General features: G+C 39.1%; 23 protein-coding genes. 21 read left to right on the forward strand and 2 right to left on the reverse strand.

The genetic code is table 11. The annotated features are described in order from the left end of the window. The first annotated feature begins 59 nt into the window (after nt 1–59). The 10 genes from M472_RS40160 (at nt 60) to M472_RS40200 (ending at nt 6478) form a co-directional block, all read left to right on the forward strand. Nucleotides 60–404 (forward strand): hypothetical protein, encoded by a 345-nt coding sequence (locus M472_RS40160; protein ID WP_021071671.1) that lies wholly within the window; start codon nt 60–62, stop codon nt 402–404. Nucleotides 405–443: 39 nt separating this feature from the next. Continuing rightward, on the forward strand, nt 444–1142 hold the full coding sequence (locus M472_RS40165) for a hypothetical protein (RefSeq protein ID WP_021071672.1): 699 nt from the start codon (nt 444–446) through the stop codon (nt 1140–1142). 23 nt (nt 1143–1165) lie between these two features. Continuing rightward, nucleotides 1166–1942 (forward strand): hypothetical protein, encoded by a 777-nt coding sequence (locus M472_RS40170; protein WP_021071673.1) that lies wholly within the window; start codon nt 1166–1168, stop codon nt 1940–1942. A gap of 25 nt (nt 1943–1967) precedes the next feature. Beyond that, nucleotides 1968–2777: a hypothetical protein gene (locus M472_RS40175; protein WP_021071674.1), complete on the forward strand. Its 810-nt coding sequence runs from the start codon at nt 1968–1970 to the stop codon at nt 2775–2777. 208 nt (nt 2778–2985) lie between these two features. Continuing rightward, a complete protein-coding gene (locus tag M472_RS40180; RefSeq protein WP_144062774.1) occupies nt 2986–3822 on the forward strand; it encodes a hypothetical protein in 837 nt (278 codons plus the stop codon). Then, nucleotides 3753–4049: a DUF1573 domain-containing protein gene (locus M472_RS40185; RefSeq protein WP_158499933.1), complete on the forward strand. Its 297-nt coding sequence runs from the start codon at nt 3753–3755 to the stop codon at nt 4047–4049. The genes M472_RS40180 and M472_RS40185 overlap by 70 nt, the downstream gene beginning before the upstream one ends. A gap of 52 nt (nt 4050–4101) precedes the next feature. Beyond that, entirely contained in the window at nt 4102–4380 is a 279-nt protein-coding gene (locus tag M472_RS46015; protein WP_394330234.1) for a chitin binding peritrophin-A domain-containing protein, read from the forward strand. A 43-nt stretch (nt 4381–4423) separates the two neighbouring features. Beyond that, the gene (locus M472_RS40190; RefSeq protein WP_021071677.1) at nt 4424–5071 is read left to right on the forward strand and encodes a hypothetical protein; all 648 of its coding nucleotides are present in this window, start codon (nt 4424–4426) and stop codon (nt 5069–5071) included. Between the two features lie 4 nt (nt 5072–5075). Further along, nucleotides 5076–5711, forward strand: coding sequence for a hypothetical protein (locus tag M472_RS40195; RefSeq protein WP_021071678.1), 636 nt, complete (start codon nt 5076–5078; stop codon nt 5709–5711). Between the two features lie 38 nt (nt 5712–5749). Beyond that, on the forward strand, nt 5750–6478 hold the full coding sequence (locus M472_RS40200; protein WP_158499934.1) for a hypothetical protein: 729 nt from the start codon (nt 5750–5752) through the stop codon (nt 6476–6478). 2 nt (nt 6479–6480) lie between these two features. Here M472_RS40200 and M472_RS40205 read toward each other — a convergent pair whose 3' ends face one another. Next, entirely contained in the window at nt 6481–7077 is a 597-nt protein-coding gene (locus M472_RS40205) for a methyltransferase domain-containing protein (RefSeq protein WP_021071680.1), read from the reverse strand. A gap of 665 nt (nt 7078–7742) precedes the next feature. Here M472_RS40205 and M472_RS40215 point away from each other — a divergent pair. The 11 genes from M472_RS40215 (at nt 7743) to M472_RS40260 (ending at nt 20235) form a co-directional block, all read left to right on the forward strand. Continuing rightward, complete coding sequence (locus M472_RS40215; protein ID WP_021071682.1) at nt 7743–8222, forward strand: TlpA family protein disulfide reductase; 480 nt, start codon at nt 7743–7745, stop codon at nt 8220–8222. Nucleotides 8223–8228: 6 nt separating this feature from the next. Further along, the gene (locus M472_RS40220; RefSeq protein WP_021071683.1) at nt 8229–8738 is read left to right on the forward strand and encodes a heavy-metal-associated domain-containing protein; all 510 of its coding nucleotides are present in this window, start codon (nt 8229–8231) and stop codon (nt 8736–8738) included. Nucleotide 8739: 1 nt separating this feature from the next. Then, nucleotides 8740–9546 (forward strand): hypothetical protein, encoded by an 807-nt coding sequence (locus tag M472_RS40225; RefSeq protein ID WP_022829433.1) that lies wholly within the window; start codon nt 8740–8742, stop codon nt 9544–9546. A gap of 230 nt (nt 9547–9776) precedes the next feature. Next, the gene (locus M472_RS40230; protein ID WP_021071685.1) at nt 9777–10358 is read left to right on the forward strand and encodes an RNA polymerase sigma factor; all 582 of its coding nucleotides are present in this window, start codon (nt 9777–9779) and stop codon (nt 10356–10358) included. Nucleotides 10359–10446: 88 nt separating this feature from the next. Next, a complete protein-coding gene (locus M472_RS0123050; RefSeq protein WP_021071686.1) occupies nt 10447–11586 on the forward strand; it encodes a FecR family protein in 1140 nt (379 codons plus the stop codon). Between the two features lie 214 nt (nt 11587–11800). Continuing rightward, nucleotides 11801–15085, forward strand: a complete 3285-nt coding sequence (locus tag M472_RS40235; protein ID WP_158499935.1) for a SusC/RagA family TonB-linked outer membrane protein — start codon at nt 11801–11803, stop codon at nt 15083–15085. Nucleotides 15086–15095: 10 nt separating this feature from the next. Then, entirely contained in the window at nt 15096–16571 is a 1476-nt protein-coding gene (locus M472_RS40240) for a RagB/SusD family nutrient uptake outer membrane protein (RefSeq protein WP_021071688.1), read from the forward strand. A 16-nt stretch (nt 16572–16587) separates the two neighbouring features. Then, nucleotides 16588–17298 carry a DUF4843 domain-containing protein gene (locus M472_RS40245; RefSeq protein ID WP_021071689.1) on the forward strand — a complete coding sequence of 237 codons (711 nt, stop codon included), beginning with the start codon at nt 16588–16590 and terminating at the stop codon, nt 17296–17298. 12 nt (nt 17299–17310) lie between these two features. Next, nucleotides 17311–18801, forward strand: a complete 1491-nt coding sequence (locus M472_RS40250; protein WP_021071690.1) for a PKD-like family lipoprotein — start codon at nt 17311–17313, stop codon at nt 18799–18801. 13 nt (nt 18802–18814) lie between these two features. After that, the gene (locus tag M472_RS40255; protein ID WP_144062775.1) at nt 18815–19099 is read left to right on the forward strand and encodes a hypothetical protein; all 285 of its coding nucleotides are present in this window, start codon (nt 18815–18817) and stop codon (nt 19097–19099) included. A gap of 50 nt (nt 19100–19149) precedes the next feature. Next, nucleotides 19150–20235 carry a TlpA disulfide reductase family protein gene (locus M472_RS40260; RefSeq protein WP_021071692.1) on the forward strand — a complete coding sequence of 362 codons (1086 nt, stop codon included), beginning with the start codon at nt 19150–19152 and terminating at the stop codon, nt 20233–20235. 81 nt (nt 20236–20316) lie between these two features. On the opposite strand, the gene M472_RS40265 is transcribed toward M472_RS40260, so the two are convergent. Further along, nucleotides 20317–20649 carry a hypothetical protein gene (locus M472_RS40265; RefSeq protein ID WP_021071693.1) on the reverse strand — a complete coding sequence of 111 codons (333 nt, stop codon included), beginning with the start codon at nt 20647–20649 and terminating at the stop codon, nt 20317–20319. Nucleotides 20650–20988: the final 339 nt, after the last annotated feature.

Here is a 20988-nt window from a genome sequence, read left to right on the forward strand (position 1 = left end):
AGGCACTTACCGCTTAGCGACTAAGCCTGATTAATTCTCTTACTTAAAAAACAACAACTATGCAGTATAAACTTACTTTCTTTACCATTGTGTTTGCTGGTATGCTGACACAGAGCTATGCGCAAAAGAACAAACAGCCTCAGGTACAACAAACCAGCATCTGGATGGAGGGCTTTGAGGCCGATGGTAAGTTGGACGAATGGCAGCAGCCTTTGCAGGCGTATAATGACGACACGCATATAGCCTACAGTTTGGCAAATGATGATCAGTATCTGTACTTGGCAGTGAAATCAGATAGAACAAGCAAGATATTTACAGGAGGCATCACATTGGAAATGGTCAAAGATGATAAAAATGTTGCGGTAACCTATCCCTATACTTTGATTACAAAGTCTTATTTATAGGATATGAAAAAGATAATTTCAATTACATGTCTTTTCATTATGCTTTTGAATAAAAGTGAAGCTCAGATTTCATCATGTTGGAAAGAATCTGTAGTTATCGACGGTGAGTTGGCGGAATGGAAAGGAGAAGAATTCGTATATGATGAATCAACATGGCTATGGTATACTATGGCCAATGATGAAAATTTTCTATATCTCGCTGTTCGGAAAAATAAACATGCGGGAAAGATATTCAATTGGGGAGGCCTAATGTTTACTGTGAATCGAAAAGGAAAAAAAAATCGTGCAAATGAGCCTTGGATAACTTTCCCGCGGGCAGTGGATGGATCGCGTAAAGTCCCCGAAAAGGAGTGGACTGTATTGGAAATAGATAATTTTGAAGGGATTAAGGAATCTAAACTGAATATTTATAACGAATATGGGATTCAAGTGGGCTGGACGAAATTTAAAGCAGAGGATGAGAAAGAAGATACCTATTGTTATGAGTTGGCGATTCCGCTGAGTCTGTTGAAGCTCAAAGCCAAGGAGATGATAAGCTTTAATATTTTGTTGCGAGGGTTTCGAGAAGATTCTCCGGCAAAAAGAGGGAGAGCAGGTATGTATTTTACCTTTGAGCAATTTAAAGATGTTCCTAATACAAGTCGCGAAGAAATTGAGATGATGGTTAGGGATATCAATGATTCTAACGACTGGACTGACTTTTGGGATACTTACCGCTTAGCGACTAAGCCTGATTAATTAGGTTACTTAATGAAATAACTATGCAGTATAAACTTACTTTCTTTACCATTGTGTTTGCTGGTATGCTGACACAGGGCTATGCGCAAAAGAACAAACAGCCTCAGGTACAACAAAACAGCATCTGGATGGAGGGCTTTGAAGCCGATGGTAAGTTGGACGAATGGCAGCAGCCTTTGCAGGCGTATAATGACGACACGCATATAGCCTACAGTTTGGCAAATGATGATCAGTATCTGTACTTGGCAGTGAAAACCAATCGTACGCAAAAGGTTTTTAGGGGAGGAGTGTCCTTATTATTAAAAGGAAAGAATAATATTGAGATAACGTATCCTTATAACCCAACGTATGATATGTCTTCTGATGAACTTATTATGAAAGCCTTCAATGATAATACACAGCCGAGGGTACTAGCAGATTTTGATAAAATTGAAACAGTTGGGCTGACCCAAGGTCGTGACTCTATCATATATTTGACTAATGAGTATGGAGTCGAAGCAGGTATCGAAAAAGAAACTATTGAGACTGAAATTTATAGAAATGGCGCAGATTTTTATAATATAGAAATTGCTATACCTATACAGTATTTACCTTTTTCGGATGATGGGATGGTAGAGTATATAATTACATTACGTGGAATCAAAGTGAATCAGCCTATTGGTCAGAAACCAATTATGCCCGCAGGTTATGATCCAAATGATACACCCCGAATACGAAATGATAAGGATATGAAAGCGGTGGATTCGGCTTCTCCTACTAAACTCACAGGCACTTACCGCTTAGCGACTAAGCCTGATTAATTCTCTTACTTAAAAAACAACAACTATGCAGTATAAACTTACTTTCTTTACCATTGTGTTTGCTGGTATGCTGACACAGGGCTATGCGCAAAAGAACAAACAGCCTCAGGTACAACAAACCAGCATCTGGATGGAGGGCTTTGAGGCCGATGGTAAATTGGACGAATGGCAGCAGCCTTTACAGGCGTATAATGACGATACACATATAGCCTACAGTCTGGCAAATGATGATACCTATTTGTATTTGGCGGTGAACTCAAATCGAACTAGTAAAATTTTCAACGGGGGAATTACATTAGAAGTAATGAATCAAAAGAAGCAGCCAGTATCTATAGTCTTTCCTTACGATTTTACCTATGATAGGCGTGCCAATCCTGAGATCGTATCACATCCAGACAAACCTTGGAATCTCATTGATCTTAAAGAAATAGAGATAGGCGGTATAGAAAATGTATTAACCAAAACAATACCTATAATCAACGAATACGGTATTCATGTGGGCATCTCATCCAATGTAGAATATACAGAACTTTATAAAGAAGACGGTGAACTTTACTATATAGTAGAGTTTGGTATTCCGCTAGAATACTTTGATATAAAATTAGTTGAAGGGGAGTCAAAGGCAGTAGATTATAAACTCAGACTTCGCGGAATTATTCCTCCAGCAACTTTTGTTGGAGTGTCTAGAGGAACGGGGAATGTAATGACATCTGATGGTCGGATTGTACAGAAATTTTCCGGAGCACAAATAGAGAGTCAATACAACAAGGATGTGGATTTATACAGAGCTACGGAATTAAAAGGCATCTATCGGTTGGCTACCAAAACCCAATAAGGGTCGAAATACGATTTCACAGAATAATTGAACTTAGGTTGTTCGCTGTATAGGTAAGAATCTATACCGAACTAACGCAGGAATTAAACCGGCATCGCAATCGGCGAACTTGTAATTTTTAAGTTTAAGAAAAATCAAATTATAGACAATGTTCATGCTGAGACTGAATTCAGATCTTTTTTTAGAAAAAGTTATATACTTCAATGTTATGATAAAGATATTTACCTATGTGTTCTTCTTATTTTTATCGGTAAGCTGTGCTAAGGAGAAAAAAGTAATTGCAAAATTCGACTTTCAGGAGAATAGGACGTTCACCGAATTTTTGGAGAAAGACAATGCCGATAGAAGCAATTATATTGTGACCATATTGGGCATTTCGAAATGTGATTTATGTGGCTTTGTAAAAGAAAAGATGGCCAGTTTCTCCGGTCTGCCTCCAAATGTATTATTTAGGTCGGTGGATCTGACAAAAAGCGAAAACAAATGGTTGGAACAACTGCTACGGGAATTTTCCTATCCGCTTATATTGATTACAAATCCCCAAAACGAATTAGTCGGTTTTGTTAAGGGGGCTAGACTAAATGTTTTGAAAGAAGCTTTTCAAAATACGTTCAATAAAAGAATATTTTTTGACGATGGCAAAGGTCTTTTTCTAAATCAATACGAAGCAAAGGAGGTTTCCTCTGCAGTAAAGATTGACTTTTTAAACACACAGATCCAGTCTTATCTTGACTATGAGAAAAAAGAGTCTTTGGATCCAGATGAGTTAGATCGTCTGAGGAAGAGTGTTAATGCCTATCCTTATTTCTTCAATACGTATTTACTATACCAGTTTACAAAGGAGAAGGAATTGTTGGACCAGTTGTTTCGTACTTATAATGCTAATGTAGATCAATTTCTTTATACGGGTTTAAAGAAGAATTTAATTTCTACTGAAGAACTGCAGTTCATAGATAGTTGGGGCCGAAGCTGGAGTTGGATAAATATACCTTACAATTTGGCGAAGGGCAGCCATCCGATAAAAAGACGGTGGTTGTCAAGGTAAAAAATGTAGGCGTTAAAGATTTACTATTGACAGAAGTGGTGCCTTCTTGTAATTGTGTAAGTGCAAATTGGGATAAAAAACCAATACCGCCAGGAGGACAAGGTACGGTAGCGCTAACTTATGAGCTTCGCAATATCGGAAACTATATTCAACAGGTGACGTTTTTTTCCAATGTTTTGGACGAACCAGCCGTTTTTACTATTGAAGGGGTCGTAAAGAATAAATAAATATTTAACAATTTTAAATTTTTGTATTATGAAAAAAAGAATTTTATACAGTATGGTATGCCTTTCGAGCCTATTGATAGTCAATACGGCAAAGGCGGATTGGATCATTGATATTAATCTGGATCATTGTAGTAAGTACGGTTTATCAAACGGATTTTATACAAACTATTCAGATTGCAGATGGTTTTATATTTGCTACGATGGAGTTACTGAAGCGCATCAATGTCTGGATGGGCTGATATATGATTCTTCAACATGGACTTGTGGTTGGCCATTCACAGCGACTAATTTTGCTGTTAATTGTCCGTATATGCGGATGCAGGATTATTAATTTTTTATTTGACCCCTTATTTTTTAAAATATTTATAATAACAATGAGAATAGTTTCAATTATTGTAGTCTTGTGCTTCTTTTATGTTTTTAAGTCTTTTGCACAGACCAACCCCAAAAAAGGGATGACCTATGACAAGGAAAATGCTATGTATTACCATATCAGTCATGATGATCAATATCTCTATCTGCATTTTTACAAAGATGAGTATGCCGGAAAGGCGATTGATGTGGGTGGGATAAAGTTGTTTTTCAATACGGCTGGTAAGAAAGATACTCTCCATGTACCAAGTATCGTCTATCCGGTGTACAAGCATCCTAAGAGAGACTATGAGATCATCGCTGCCTACGGCTTTCGGGATATTCCCGATGGGGAGATATCCGTGTACAACGAGTATGGCATTACTGGGGAAACCAGGATCACGGAGAATCCCGAAAAGAACCGGTATGCTAGGGATCGCTCGATTTTCGAAGGCAGGATAAGCATTCCACTTGAGCAGTTCAGGATGGGAGGAAATAAACAATTGTACATAATGGTACTATTGCGGGGTATTCGTCTTTTTGCCCGTCCTTCGGGAGTAGTCTCCCCTTTCACCGTATCTACGGGGGTAAACTCGACTGCAGAATCCAAAGCTTTCTTTTTGGATGTAGACACCTGGACACATACCTGGATTGATTATGAGCTGAAGTAAAATCATGAAAACAGTTGTTTTATTACTATCCCTTTTCTTTATATCTTCTTCCATTGCACAGACCAACCCCAAAAAAGGAATGACCTATGACAAAGAAGCGATGCTGTATTATAAGCTAGACCAAGATGAGAACAATCTCTATATATCCCTATTCAAAGATGAGTATGCTGTAAAAGTCAAAATGCCAGGAGGGATTAAGATTTATTTTAATCTCAAAGGGTGTAAAGATACTTTGGATATTCCGGTAATAAGGTACCCAATTGTCAAAAAAGCGGAGAATTGGGAGAGGTTAGAAATTAAGGATTTTAAAGATATATCAACTGGAGAATATGACGTATCTAATGAATTTGGAATAGGAGCTAGTGGAATAATGAAAGCAGTCGCAGGAAAAGAAAGTGACGAAAAAACTAATTTTATTTTTGAAGGGAAGATTACTTTGCCAAAGCTACATTTTGGTTTAGAAAAAGGTACTAATATCGCAATCCTCATCTTATTAATGGGACAGCGTCTAGTAGCGATTCCCCCAGGTCGGGTTTCGCCAATATTAAATTCAACATTTTATGGTACACAAGAGATGAAAGCTTATTTTTTACATGTAGATACCTGGTCGGAAACTTGGATCGATTATGTGTTGGAATAAATTGTTCATTTTTTAGTCAACGAATTATATTTTTTGTTATGCGTATAGTTTTATTTGTAATGTTTTTTACTTGTTATTTGGGAGTTGCAGCACAGAATAAGAATACATATGTCTGTACATGGGGTGAAGCAACCGCAATTGATACGAATCTAATAGACTGGTCCGACACCCAGTATTTACAAGATGATGTTAATGAACTCCGGATGGCATTCAAACAAGATTCAACTTTTGTCTATATGACTATTGATAAAACCTATAATGCCAAGAAAGCCATTCAATTGGGAGGTGTTCAGATTCATTTTAGTACTGTTGGAAAAGAACTGGCTGTTACTTATCCTGCATGTAAAAGAAACATCAATAATGGAATTGATTATGATTTCGATTATTTAGTGGTCGATCTATTGCCCCATATAAAAAGTGACACTATCCCTATTTATAATGATTTAGGGATTATTGCTAATGGTAAATATTCAATATCTACCAAGTCTGCTGTACCTGTCGTACGATCTTTAGAGAACTTGCAGGGAAACGATCGGTTTATTATGGAGTTACGTATTCCAAAAGAGCACCTTAGTGTCAAAGAAAGTCCTTCGCAAGAAATAAAAGTCGATGTTGCGGTACGGGGAAATGATATTGATAAAAGTGGCGCTATTTTCGAAGAATTTAGGGTAAGAGCAGAGCGGAATAATACGTCAGGTTCTCTTTTGTTTCAACGATATAAGCAGTTAAACCTATCTAGTGAAAATACCTTTTATATTCAAATGTAAAGTTAGACTGTTTTCTTCCAGAAGTTCAACATGCCATTGCAGGCTGAACCATCCAGTTCAAAGCTTCGGGGCACCTCGTCCCAGGTACCCCAGTATGTTGCCAGGCGGGTACCGATAGGTAGTTGATTCAGCTCATTTTTTAGATACCTTGTATAGACCTTAAACAGTTTTGTATCCGTCGGAATTAGATCATCAATCGGACAGGAGGTGTCTATATTTTCGTAGAAAGAATTGTAGAAATAAAAGGCATCGTAGTCTGCAAAGTTTACCTCACTGATATTACCATGCATAAATTCCACATTCTGTATATCATACTTTTCAGCAATATCCGTAGAAAGCTTTATTAAAGACTCCCGTTGTTCGATTCCATAGAACATACCATCCGTACACGAAGCGCCTACAAGGCAGAATTTGCCGACACCAGCGCCGATATCCAGCACCTTCTTCTTACCATCCTGTACCAGGTACTCTGCGGCAAGCTTAGCGACAGCCACAGGGGTCCAATGACGATCTGCAAGATCCTTTATATGCGAAGGATACAGATCGTTGAACAAACTGTCCTCGACATCGATATTTGATCGTAGTGCTTTAAAAATCATACGATAATGTTATGTTTTTGGTTCGCAAACTAGAATAACTACAAAGATAGCCACAATTTTATCTATACGTGCTTTTTACCTTAATTTAAGAATTAAATGTATCAGTATGATTACAGTGCTTTTGGTAGAAAGAGCTTTAAAAAGTGCTACCTTTATCCTTTACAAAGATGGTAAAGAAGATTTACATACTGTTATTCGCTGTTATAGCCCTTTTTATGGGGCCTCAATCAGCTATGGCCCGACCTGTTGAGGCCATCAAGGTATGTTGTAAGAAAATGTCTTCCGAAAAATCGTGCTGCAAGGAGAAAAAAAAGGAAGCGACCAAAACACACAATTGCAAAGGAGGTTGTAAACACTGTTCCTGTGTATCTTACGTAGTCGATGTAAAACCACCTTTGATACCAAGTGTCACGGATGATGTTGCCATTTTCGAGTTTTCAGCGAAAAAGCAAAAATATTTTTACGTAGAAATATTTCATCCCAACGATGCGGACAGCATCTGGCTACCCCCAAAAATAAGCTAGATTTTTTGTTGGACAGCCCATGGTCTGTCTTGTTCTAAGACCTTTTTAGGTCATATTCATTCATTTTATAAGCATCTTATGTAAAGAATCCTGAGCGTTAATGCCGCATTCTTATACACAAGATATAAATGTCGGATTATTATGAAGCCAATAAAATTTTTATGGGTTGTCGTGATCCTGTTTCTAGCTGTCCCAAGTTCTTATGCGCAGCTAAAAATAGGAGACACACTTCCCGATATTACATTGCCGAATGATAAAAATACTGAGACAGCACTTTCTTCCTTTGTAGGAAAGACGGTTTTGGTTGATTTTTGGGCCTCTTGGTGCTTACCATGCCGAAAAGCCAACAAGCACCTTGTAAAAATGTACGATAAGTACAAAAAACAGAATTTTGAAATCGTAGGGATTTCTATAGATACCGACAATGAGAAATGGCTTCAGGCTATTCAAAAAGACGGATTGAAGCATGTACAATTGATCGATCCAAAAGGATTTGATGCACCGTCTGCCCAGATGTTTGGAGTCGAGGCATTGCCGGCAGTCTATTTATTTGACAGCTCAGGCATGCTCATAGCAATCAACCCTACAGAAGAACAAATTATTTCACAAATTAAACAATAAATAGAGATGAACACTTTCACAATAAAATCATTTATAGCAGGTTTAGGTTTATTATTTACCAGTTTTGCTGGTTATGCACAGATTTCAAAAGTAGATATCATGGCTACAGGGCTTACCTGCTCGATGTGCTCCAATGCCATCAATAAGCAGTTAAAATCGTTGTCGCAGATAGCTGATGTTGCTACAGATTTGAATACCAATACTTTTACGATTTCTTTCAATGAAAACCAAACGGTAAGTCCTAAAGTGCTAAAGGATGCTGTTGAAAAAGCAGGCTTCTTTGTCGGTTCCATGGTTTTGACCTTGTCACCTGAAGCTGCAGCTGCGCAACAAGTTGCTGTTGGAGATGACTCTTTAGTATTTATCGAAGACAAGAAAGCCAGCTCAAACCAGTATAGAGTCGTTGACAAAGGCTTTGTAACACAAAAAGAGTATAAGAAGCTATCAAAGACCTATGCAAAACATGGTAGCTATTCCTCAGAAAACGATAAAGTATACCATATAGTAGCATTGTAGTATGAGGTATATCGTCATGTTTTTTTTCGTATGCAGCACTATAGCTGCATACGCGCAGGAATTATTTGTAGTAACAGAACCGGCCAGCAATGTGCCGGCCGGTTCACTTAGCGTACGTGTAGGTCAATCATTAATCAAGAATGACATAAAAGATAATTATATCTACGGCCTATCTCCCGAAGTAACATGGGGGATCAATAAGAGCCTTATGGTCCGTGCTTCCAGCTATTTTGACAATGCCACAAATGGCATGAACCTAGCTGGTGCCAGCGCTTATGCCAAGTATCGTTTCTATTCTGTAGATGATTTACAGAGCCATTTCCGGATGGCGGCCTTCGGAAGATACAGCTGGAACAAGAGCGCTATCCACCAGGAGTCCATAGATCTCATGGGCAAGAACTCCGGTTTTGAAGTCGGTTTGGTTGCCACGCAGCTTATCAAGAAGCTGGCACTCAGCTCCAATGTCAGCTATGGACGTGCCTTGGACAATGACGGCAACGACTTTCCCGAGTTATATGGAAGAGATGCCATCAATTATACTTTTTCGGCAGGAAGGTTAATGCACCCCAACCGCTATAAAAGTTACAAGCAGACCAATATCAATGCCATGATAGAACTAGTAGGGCAGACTATAACAAAGAACGGTCGTTCCTATATGGACATCGTACCGGCTGTACAATTTATTATCAATAGTCAGGCCCGTATAGATGTAGCCTACCAAAAGGAGCTGTACGGTTCCGTACATCGCCCGATAAAAGGCGGGGTATTTCTGAAATTGGAGTATACGTTTTTTAACGTGACCAATTAGTTTTTTTAGTTGTTACTTAGGGCGGTTTGATCAAACCGCCCTAAGTGTTTTTGGGATATATGTATTGTATTCCGAAATAGTTTGATGATCGGTGTGACAATCATCTGAACCTCCATCACAAAGCGTTTCTGCTTATATGATAGAGGCCCCTGCTCGGTTTTTTTGATTACAAATCTTAACCATCTGTAAAATATTTGTTAAGTTTAGCCCGATTAACTGACCGAGATCTAATGACCACAGTGTGTCCATACGATGAAAAAGAACTATTGCTCCAACTGCAAAGCGGGGACGAAGTCGCTTTTGGACATCTCTACGATCAGTATTGGTCTTCCCTCTATAGCTATGCATACAATAGGTTACGGTCAAAGGAATTATCTCAGGATGTCGTTCAAGAAGTGTTTATGGATATGTGGCGGAGAAGAGAAACGTTACAAATAGACAAACTGTCCGCATATCTACATACTGCAGTCCGGTTCTTGACCTATAAAGAACTCAAAAAACTACCTCTAGATCATCGTTATTACCTCGATTTCGAAGAGTATCTGGTTTCTTATATCTATGCAGATACCGCAGTCAAAGAAAAGGAATACCAAGAGCTGCTTGCTTCCTGGATAGAAGTACTTCCTGAGAAAAGAAGAAAAATATTCCTGATGCACTATTTAGACGGATTGTCGACAGAAACCATTGCAGACGACTTGGGTATTTCTCGTAAAACCGTTCAGAATCAGCTACAACGAGCCAAGACAGAACTTCAGGAAAGATATGCACATTACCTTACAACGCTTCTCATTATAACCACACTTTTAAAATAATTTTATTTTTTTCATATTCTTTTGGGACTTTCTGAGTTTTCCAGCACATATACTATAGACCGATCTATAAACCGGATCGGTATAAGTTATGAAGGAGCAAGCAAACAGTCAATATTTAAAGGAAATAATCGCCCGTTATCTGGCGGGTACAGCGACAGCTGCAGAGATTGAGTTTCTCCAACAGCGGGATATGCTTATCGATAAGGATGGTGGCGATTTTTCGAAAATAAGTGAACCAGAAAAACAAGATATCAAAGCAAAAATCAAACAGCGTCTTGATCTGGAGATTCATCGGTCTAGGCCTACTGTACCGTTTGTCCGATGGGCACGATATGCGGCGGCGGTTCTAGTTTTTGCTATGGTAGGAACAGGAATATATTACTATTCTCATTCCAACTCAACCCGGGTTAACGAAGAGCTTAAAACCGAAGCCAATATAACATCACCCACAACCATTGCGCCAGGCACCAATAGAGCTACGATCGTATTGGATGATGGCTCGGAGTACCAACTCAGCGAGTCGCAGTCCGGTATCATTAATGAAGCCAATGGGATCACTTATGAAGATGGAAACACCATCAGTACCGGCACATATGCCTCAGCAACAATCGTTGTACCTGCCGCAGGACAGTATCGTGTCACACTGAGCGATGGGACCAAAGTATGGCTCAATTCGATATCCTCTTTGCGTTATCCGGTGCAATTTAGCGGATCCGAACGTCGAGTCGTGCTCAGTGGCGAGGCCTACTTTGAGGTACAGAAGGATGCATCTCGTCCTTTCATTGTCGAGAGTGAAGGGCAGGAGGTCAAAGTGTTGGGTACCAAGTTCAATGTCTCAGCTTACCAAGCATTTCCTCTCATCACCACCCTTTTAGAAGGAGCAGTAGAGGTATCTACTGATGCTGCGATCCAGAAATTGACACCAGGACAACAGGTTCAGGTCTCCAAAGGAAAAATGAAGCTTATGAAAAGCAGCATTGATCTGGAAGAAGTAACCGCCTGGAAAAACGGATATTTCAAATTCAGTGGCAACCTGGAGAGTATCATGGATAAAGTAGCCCGATGGTATGATATTGAGGTGATCTATAAAGTCAAACCCGATCCCAATATGACTTTTGAAGGAAAGATATCGCGGGACAAGAATATAGAAGAGATTTTTGAAATCATGGAACTAACCAAAGAAATACATTTTGAAGTACAAGGAAGGAGCGTAATTGTTATGAAATAATCATTATTGACCATGGTTGGTTCGGAATGAAAAACTAGGAGTGTTGGTAGCACCCCTAGTCACAAATGCCGGATCCACCCTTCCCATTTTGGGATAAAGAAATTATGGATATAAACACTTTTGGATAAAACCCAAGCGACTTAAATTTATGAATTATAAATCAGACTTCAGGCGTGAAAGTCAAAAACACGTCCTGAATAAATTTTTGCTGAAGATGAAACTAGTTATGTTTTTTCTGACGGCGGCGATATTACAGGTAAGTGCCAACGGCTTTGCACAAAAAATTACCCTTAATAAAACCAATGTACCATTAGAAAGGGTTATCAATGACATTCGGGAACAGACCGGATACGACTTTTTTTACAATAAAAAACTGATAAAAAACGCGAATCCCGTTTCTGTAAATGTTAAGAACGAACCGCTTTCAAAAGCCTTAGAAGCCTGTCTGCAAGGACAAGAACTAACCTATGAGATTAAGAACAATGCCATTATTATTATGGCGAGCCCCGACAAGGTAACGCTTGAAAGACCCATTACAGGAGTCGTGACCAACAAATTTGATGATCAGGCTCTCGTGGGAGTCACCATTCAGGTCAAAGGTACCAAGACGATGGTTCAGACTGATGATAAAGGTCGGTTCTCTTTACAGCTCCCCGATGGAGCCACCACTTTGGTAATACGTTATGTCGGTTATAAGACACAAGAGATTGCAATCGCAGATTTTAAGCATTTTGTGATCCGGATGGTCGCAGATGACAACGAGTTAGACCAAGTTGTCGTGACAGGGATATTTGAACGACCAGAAGGTAATTTTACAGGATCGGCCTTGACGATCAAAGGAGACGAATTGCGGAAGATGGGAGTCACTGATATTTTCAAAAGTGTGTCTGCGCTAGATCCAGCATTTAATATTGTTGCCAATAATGTATTTGGAGGAGATATCAATCAGATGCCTGATATTCAGATACGAGGACAAAATTCGTTCCCTACATTAAAAGATGATGTCGCAACTAATCCTAATCTACCGTTGTTTATATTGGATGGTTTCGAGGTGAATATACAGCGTATCAAAGATTTAGATGTAAATATTATTGCGTCTGTAGTTATACTCAAAGATGCGTCTGCTACTACTATTTATGGATCAAGAGGCGCCAATGGGGTAATGGTAATTAATACTGTACCCCCTGAGCCAGGAAAACTACGACTTTCCGTTTTTAATGATATCAGTATATCTACTCCAGATCTGTCTGTATATAGGCTGCTCAACGGTAGAGAAAAGTTAGATTTTGAAAAGAGAGTTGGAATATATGAAAATAAGGATCCTAACCAACAATATGCTTTAGACCAATTATATAACACACGTTTAAAGGCGGTTGAAGGAGGTATTAATACAGATTGGCGCAGCCTAGCTGTACAGACTGGGATCAATAACCGGACGTCGGTCTCGCTGACGGGGGGGGATGAGGCTATTCGCTACAGCATTATTGCGGGGGCCAATCTTCAGAATGGAGTGATGAAAGGGCAGGATAGAATTAACTATAGTGGGCAGTTTGATTTTACGTATATGATCAACAAATTCCGCTTCAGTAATTCGGCAAGATTTTATCAGACCAAATCAAACGCTTCTCCTTACGGTTCGTTTTCTACCTATCTGAAGATGAATCCTTATTGGGCTCCCTATGATGAACAGGGGAACGTAAATTATCATCTCGAAGATTTTACAGCTGATGGACCTTACATATTTAATACGGTACAGACTAATCCGTTGTATGATGGTACACTCAATACTGTTGATAGGAACAAATTATTGGGTGTTCAAAACAATCTCAATATTCGATATGATGTCTTCCCGTCCTTTTTTATAGAGTCTAAGCTGGGTATTACAAAAGAAATAAGCTCATCTGATGAGTTTTTACCAGGCTCTCATACTTCCTTTAATAAGGAAAATGATCCTGCATTGAAGGGCAGTTATATTAAGGGGCAGAGTGAAAACTTGAATTACGAATTCTCTACTTATTTTAACTACAAAAAAGCATTTAACAAACAGCTCATTTTAGCTACAGCAGGAGCTGAACTAGGAAGTATTGCAAATGATGGCTATAAATTCAAGACTTTAGGTTTCTTGACTGATAATCTTGATCATCTTCTATACGCTACACAGTACGAGCCTAATGGTCGGCCTGCAGGTGTCGAAGGAAAGACCAATCGAGTAGGGTTTTTACTTAACGGTAGTTATAGTTATGATAATCGATATCTTGCTGATCTATCGGTAAGAAGGGATGGTTCTTCGGCATATGGTATAGATAAAAAATTTGGTGATTTTTGGTCGTTGGGACTCGGATGGAACATTCACAATGAACCTTTTTTTAAAGGCAATGAGCATATTAATCGATTAAAACTTCGGAGTACATATGGGTCGACAGGGACATTGGCAGTACCTGCCTACAGTTCTTTGACCCAATATAAATTCGATGTTGCCAATGGATATGACGGAGAGTTAGGGGTTTCGCATGTAGGTATCGGAAACCCAAGCTTGGGCTGGCAGGAGAAGAGAGAGTTAAATATTGGAGCAGATATAGAGGTTTTAAATAACCGGTTAAATTTACGATTCGAATACTATAATTCTATAACTAATCAGGCTATTACAGAGCTTAGTCTAGCGCCATCAATTGGTTTCTCCTCTTATTTTGAAAATTATGGAAAGATTAAGAATAAAGGAGTAGAACTAGCTATCCAATATAAGATTATTAATAATCTATCGCAAGGTACAGTATGGACCGTATTTGCTAACGGTTTGCATAATAAGAATACATTGTTAGAGATATCGGATCAGCTCAAGACGCTAAATAATAAACAGAATGATAAATCGAAATATATCCCAAACTTCTTATTTGAAGAAGGGCAATCCACGACAGCTTTGTATGCTGTGCAATCTTTGGGTATAGATCCTGCAACGGGAAAAGAAGTATATCGTAAAAAGGATGGGGCCAAGACCTACGACTGGTCTGCAGCAGACAAGATAGCCTATGGTGATACTTCGCCAAAAATACAAGGTAATTTTGGAACAAATGTCTATTATAAAGGATTTGAACTGGGGATATCACTGGATTATAGATTTGGTGGACAGCTATATAATCAGACTTTGGTAGATCGTGTAGAAAACATTAATCCTAAAGAAAATGTGGACAGGAGAGCCTATGATCTGGGATGGAAGTACCCTGGCGACGCGTCTCGCTATAGACAGATACATATAACGAATAATGAGCTCACGTATACGACGACACGATTTGTAGAAGATGAAAATTCAATTAATATAAATTCTATATCGCTCGGATATTTGATGAGTAACCAAACATTTCTGAAGAGAGCGGGTATAAGTTCTTTAAGAGTTAGGGCTGTCACGAATGACATTGCTCGTTTCAGCTCAGTGAGAATCGAAAGAGGAACCGATAATCCATTTGCAAGAGTCTATTCTTTATCTATTAACGCAACTTTTTAACGGCACCGACATGAGTATTAAATATTATATATATAGTGTAATCATAAGCAGTTTGACTTTGTCAGGTTGTACAAAATTTTTGGAGGTTACTCCCAGATCCACAGTATCCGACGATAAGCTTTTTGAAGATGAACCAGGTTTTCAACAAGCACTCAATGGCGTGTATAACGAAATGAGTGGTCGGTCTCTGTATGGTGACAACTTGAGTATGGGCTACCTCAGCGCGCTAGCCAAAAACTATACAATGACGCAATCATCGCATCGGTTTTACCTTACAAATACTTTTGATTATAAAAACTCGTCTAGTGTGGAGAGTGTTTGGAACAAAAGCTATACAGCGATAGCCACACTTAATAATGTGCTTAATCAGATGGAGAATCGTAAGGAGTTGTTCAAAGAAAATAATTACAGCCTGATCAAAGGAGAAGCGTTAGCCTTGCGTGCTTACCTACATTTTGATCTGTTGCGGTTATTTGGACAAAACTATCAGTCCAATCCCTCTGCCAAAGCTATCCCCTATAGAACCGTCTACGACTTGAATGTCAAGGAGGCTCAGACCAGCCAAGAGGTTATAGAAATGACTTTGAGAGACCTGGATGAGGCAGAGGAACTATTGGCAACAACCGATCCAATTGTGGTGAATAAGGATCTATACAGGAGATATCGGATCAACTATTACGCCGTATTGGGTCTGAAAGCTAGGGTATATAATTACATAAATGACGGTGTACAAGCATCCGAGTATGCTGATAAGGTCATTGCTAGTGATTTGTTTCCATTCGTCGAAAAGTCGGCCATAACAACTAAAGATGTTAAAAGAAAAGATCGATTATTTAGCTCAGAACTAGTTTTTTCTTTACGAGCAAAGGATATCGGCAAATGGGCTGATGGTAGTGTGGATAAAAAGAATGATGTTTATTTTCACTACACTATCAGTGGAGCAAGTAACTATACGTTGACTATGCCAGATGCTAATTATCGAAGTCTTTTTGAAGTCCCTGCCAACCCTGACACTGATCCTGTTGATTACAGGTATGCCCATTTGATTGAAAGAGAAGATATTTTGGCCAACGAAGTGTATCCCTCAAAATACTGGCAGACCTGGGAGCCGGGTAGTGGTGAGATAAGTCGAGACAGGAAAGATCAGACTATTCCGCTGATACGTATCTCGGAGATGTATTATATTCTGGCCAAGAATGCTACATCTATAGACAAAGCCTTAGGTTATCTCAATATTGTGAGACAAAACAGAGGGATCGTCAAAGACTTGACGACAAGCAATATTGTGCATGAGGGATTATTGTTGGATGAGATCACCAAGGAGTATCAGAAGGAATTTTATGCAGAAGGGCAGACCTTTTTCTGGTATAAGCAGATTGGCGCAACCTCGATTAAATTTTATGCAGGTACAGTGGTTCCTGAAAACTATGTGTTTCCGATACCTATTACCGAACAGGAGTACAATCCTAGTTATAATAATAAATAATACTAGAAAATTTGATATGATACACAAATTATATTTGTCGGTTGTTCTTTTGTTTATTCTGTGCGCTTGCAGCAAGAATGAATATATAACATATACCGAGAAGAATGCATTGATCTTTAAAAAGGGAGAAGACCTTACCACGGCAGATTCTCTGGTTTATTCTTTTATAAGTAAGGCTGTACAGGGAGACTTTGATACGGTTTGGATACCCATTGCTTTAACAGGATTGCCTAATGATAGCAACCGGTCGTTTGAGTTGGAGCTGGACAAAGAAAGTACAGCCCTAGAGAGTAAGCACTTTAGGCTTACTGAGACCGTATTCCCTAAAGGGGAAATAATAATGAATTACCCTATCGTGTTGTTGCGTTCGGAGGATCTCGCCTCGAAACGACAATCGTTTAAATTGTCGATTAAAGAAAATGAAAATTTTGGTGTAGGAGCAAAATCTTTTGATACGTATCCTGGGATTACTATTCACGTTGTAGACCAGGTGATTAAACCTTCTTGGTGGGCTAGTGCAGAAAACTATTATTATGGTATATATAGTCATGCTAAATATAGATTTATGATAGAGGTGGTCGGGATTTCTGATTTTTCACAAAAATCGCTGTCTTTTCCGCAGATTATGAACTATAGAGCTGCATTCAAAGCCGCTATAACCGAATATGAAAAAGAGCACGGAGGACCACTTTTGGACGAGAACAAACAAGTGGTAACCTTTCCATAACAACTGATCATCATGAAAAAGTACTTACTAATCATAGCCTTGGTAGGTCTGTTGCAAACAGGCTGTTACAAGGATAAAAATAATTACGTAGTTTCTCCTATAAATGAAGCTATTATCAAGACTGCTAGCGAAGAGTATGCGGTCGAACAGTTGACTGACTTAAATATTACGACAGAGATAAGTTATTCTCTAGACCGTAATGATACCTATTCTTATGAATGGAAGATCTTTGAATCTCGTGAAAAAAACGACTATACAGATAGAGTTCCGTATGGCGAGGTGATTGCAAATACCAAAGATCTGAATGAAAAGATCTTTACTCCGGCGGGCAAATATGTTTTACTGTATACGGTCATCAATAATAATACAGGCGTTCGAAACTTTAAAGAACTCAAGTTGACAGTGAACTCTGGATTTTACGAAGGTCTAGTGGTTGCCTATGACAAAGATGATCATGCAGAGTTGGGGTTTATTCGTAAAGATGATCAAATTGGATATGATCTGTTTCAGGCAATGAATGGCGAGAAAGCGGTAGGAACAGTTCAGAAGGTCAATTCTTTAGTCGTGAAGTCGTTGAGGATGCTAGCGTTGACTACTACAGTAAATCATTATCAACTTGGGGCAGATGAGTTTAGTCTTCTTGGATCAAAGAACACCTTATTCATTCAGGGAGTCAATAGTTTTGGGGACAGCTATTTTGGTGGAAATAAAATGTCTTATTATGATGCTCCTTCTGACGTTTTTTATATCAATAAAGGAAAGATTTACGCAGATATGGGACCGGACTTTGCTGGTCAGATGGCGGGTCAATACTCTCAACCTTTTTATTATAGTCACGGCGATTATCAGTTATACCCTTTTTTGTTTAATGGAAAAGGTGGTGGCAATATTATCTTTTATGATAACCTCAATAAGAAGTTCTTACAGGCGAAATATAATGAGAGGGAGCTTTACAATGTTGCTCAAAGACCAACTGATAGTTTTGATCCTAATAATGTAGGTAAAACTGCCGTGGGTGCGATGTTGGGATTTGGAGGCGAAGTGTATTATATTATGGAAAGTGGAACCGGACGTGATTTATACACAATGACACAATATAATGATGGTATAACCAATAGAATACTTCCTATCAATCTAGCGAATAGTCCAGGTTTAGATAAAGCAAAGATATTTGATGCTCGCTCCGAGAAGGGGCAAATTTACTATGCTTTAGACAACAAGTTATATCTGTATAATGTTGATGTTAATGCAGCACAGTTGATCAAAACATTTGGAGATGGCGAGCAGATTGCAGATATCCACGTGCACAGGGCAAATATGTGGCAAAATTCTATAGATGAAGCTTTTGATAAGCGAATATATATCGCGACTAATAGCGGAGAAAACGGTAAGGTCTACCAATATCAAATACAGGCAAATGGAACAATAGCTGATAGACCAGACAAAGAGTTTAAAGATTTTGGGAAAATTGTGAGTATCACCTACCGAAATCCAAATGAATAATAATCCAATTACCATGCAGTTACATAAAAAAGCAATTCTGGTTATCGTTTTATCAGCAGTCCTGGGCGGTACGGCCCAGGCACAATTGGCGAAGCGGTCAGACCTGACATTCAAAGATATTCAAGATCGCGTCAATGGCTTGCTGACCAGTAAGGATCCATTGGCACAAGATTTAATTAAATGGGAGGCATCCCATTTAATTGAATCCAAAAATGAAGAGTATATCAAACACGGTAAATCTGTTTTTGGTTTTTTGGGGGATAACAAGTCTGTAGAGCTGCTCATCAGAACCTATTAAAGAAGTTTCCTAAGAGTGCTTATGCTGCAGGTAGCCGTCTAGATGATATATTGCAAGATTATACAGACGAATCCAGTTTAGACAAAGATGTCAATACCTGGAAGAAGCAGTATAAGGCAGCTTTACAGACGGAGTCATTTGCAGATGCAAGCTACGCCAAGATTAGCGGCAAACTAGCAGACAATGATGCTGTGAGTGGTGCCAGAAGATATGCTGCTATGATCGTTAAAGACGGGCCGAAAGCAAATTTTGAGTTTAAGCTGGCACAGCTGACATTTGAACAAGGAGATTTCTCTCAAAGTGGGCAGCTCCTTGATGGACTTATTGCGAAGTATCCTAACGTGCTTCAGGAGAACAAATACCTTGCCCAGCAAGTATATACGCTACAGGCACAGTTATATAGCAAGCAACAGAAATGGGCAGAGGCCTTAAGCCTTATCGAAGAGCATAAACTTTCTCTGGAGGACATCAAGTTTCAGGGGCTCATGCAGACTGGTCGTAACTTTGATGCGTTCCTGTTGCTCGATACCCGATATGCTAAAACTGCCCTTACAGCAGTTCAAGAGCGCGAAGGGCCAGTATTGTTCGAAAATTTAGGCAGTACTGTCGCACAATGGGAAGCTTATAAGACGCGTATCGATCAGAAAAAAACTAAAGAAAATGAAGCCCATTGGAAAAATTCGATGATCAATGAGGAGTCTCTTGACTTTGAGCTCATGGATATGGACGGAAAAATCGTGAGGTCATCCGATTATAAGGGTAAGATCCTAATCCTGGATTTTTGGGCGACCTGGTGCGGACCATGTGTCAATTCTTTCCCCGGTATGCAGGCCGCTGTCGACAAGTATAAAGATAATCCGGAAGTCGTATTCCTATTTATCAATACCTGGGAGCGCAGTGAAGATTACAAGGAAAAGGTGAACGCTTTTATCCAAGAAAAAGGTTACCGTTTTCATGTGGTCTTTGATAAGATGGAAGGAGCTGGAGCATTGGTTGAGCAATACGGTATTACCGGCATTCCTACCAAAATTATTATAGATAAGAATGGTAAAGTCAGGTTCAAATCATCAGGCAGCTCATCTGTTGTAAAAGAAATCGTAGATGAAATCAGTTATAAGGTCGATCTGATTAAATAATAACCCCTCGATATAGGATTATAGCGAATAGCCGTTTGGATCATCAGTTCCAAGCGGCTATTGCCTTTAATGACTACCTCATTAAGAGAATCTGGATAAGATGGTCGATCCCACGATGAGGAGCACTACTGCAATCAGTAAAAAGAAAGTCCACCAAGGGGTTTTAGCCTGCTGTTTGACGATGGTATAGTCTTCCTGTAGCTCCGGCAAAAAATCCCTTTTTGTTAGCGTCTGCTTACAGTGTCCACAGACAGATACCGTAGACCTCCATAGGGGGAATGCCGGTATCCAGAATATATGGAAATAATGTTGGTAGACAAAGAGCCATACAGCCTCCTGTTGGCAATGTGTGCAGTTGGCCTTAGCCTCGTGGGCTGCAATCTGTGTTGAGCGAGTTCCGAAAAAGAATATCATACTATTTGAGTTCGTTGGTGGCAAAAGTATAATTTCTGAATTTAAGAAGGAAAGAAAAAATACTACAGAGAGACTACGGTATTATTGTTAAGCGTCTACAGAACGTATGTTTTGGTGTTTCTCGTCTGTTCTAGACTGTCGATTTCGTAAACAGTATTCTTTCCGGATCGATATATTTCTCTTTCGACTTCTACTACTATATGCAGTTGGCTCTAAGCCGCTTGCATAGTGCCAGCAGCTAGTAGCAAGAATAGTATGAAATAATTTGACTTCATGATCGTGTTTTTTTTAATTTAATAATTAGCTATGAGAATGCAGTATGTTATTTATCTCTTTTTT

This window comes from Sphingobacterium paucimobilis HER1398 (assembly GCF_000416985.1).
Taxonomy (GTDB): Bacteria; Bacteroidota; Bacteroidia; order Sphingobacteriales; family Sphingobacteriaceae; genus Sphingobacterium; species Sphingobacterium paucimobilis.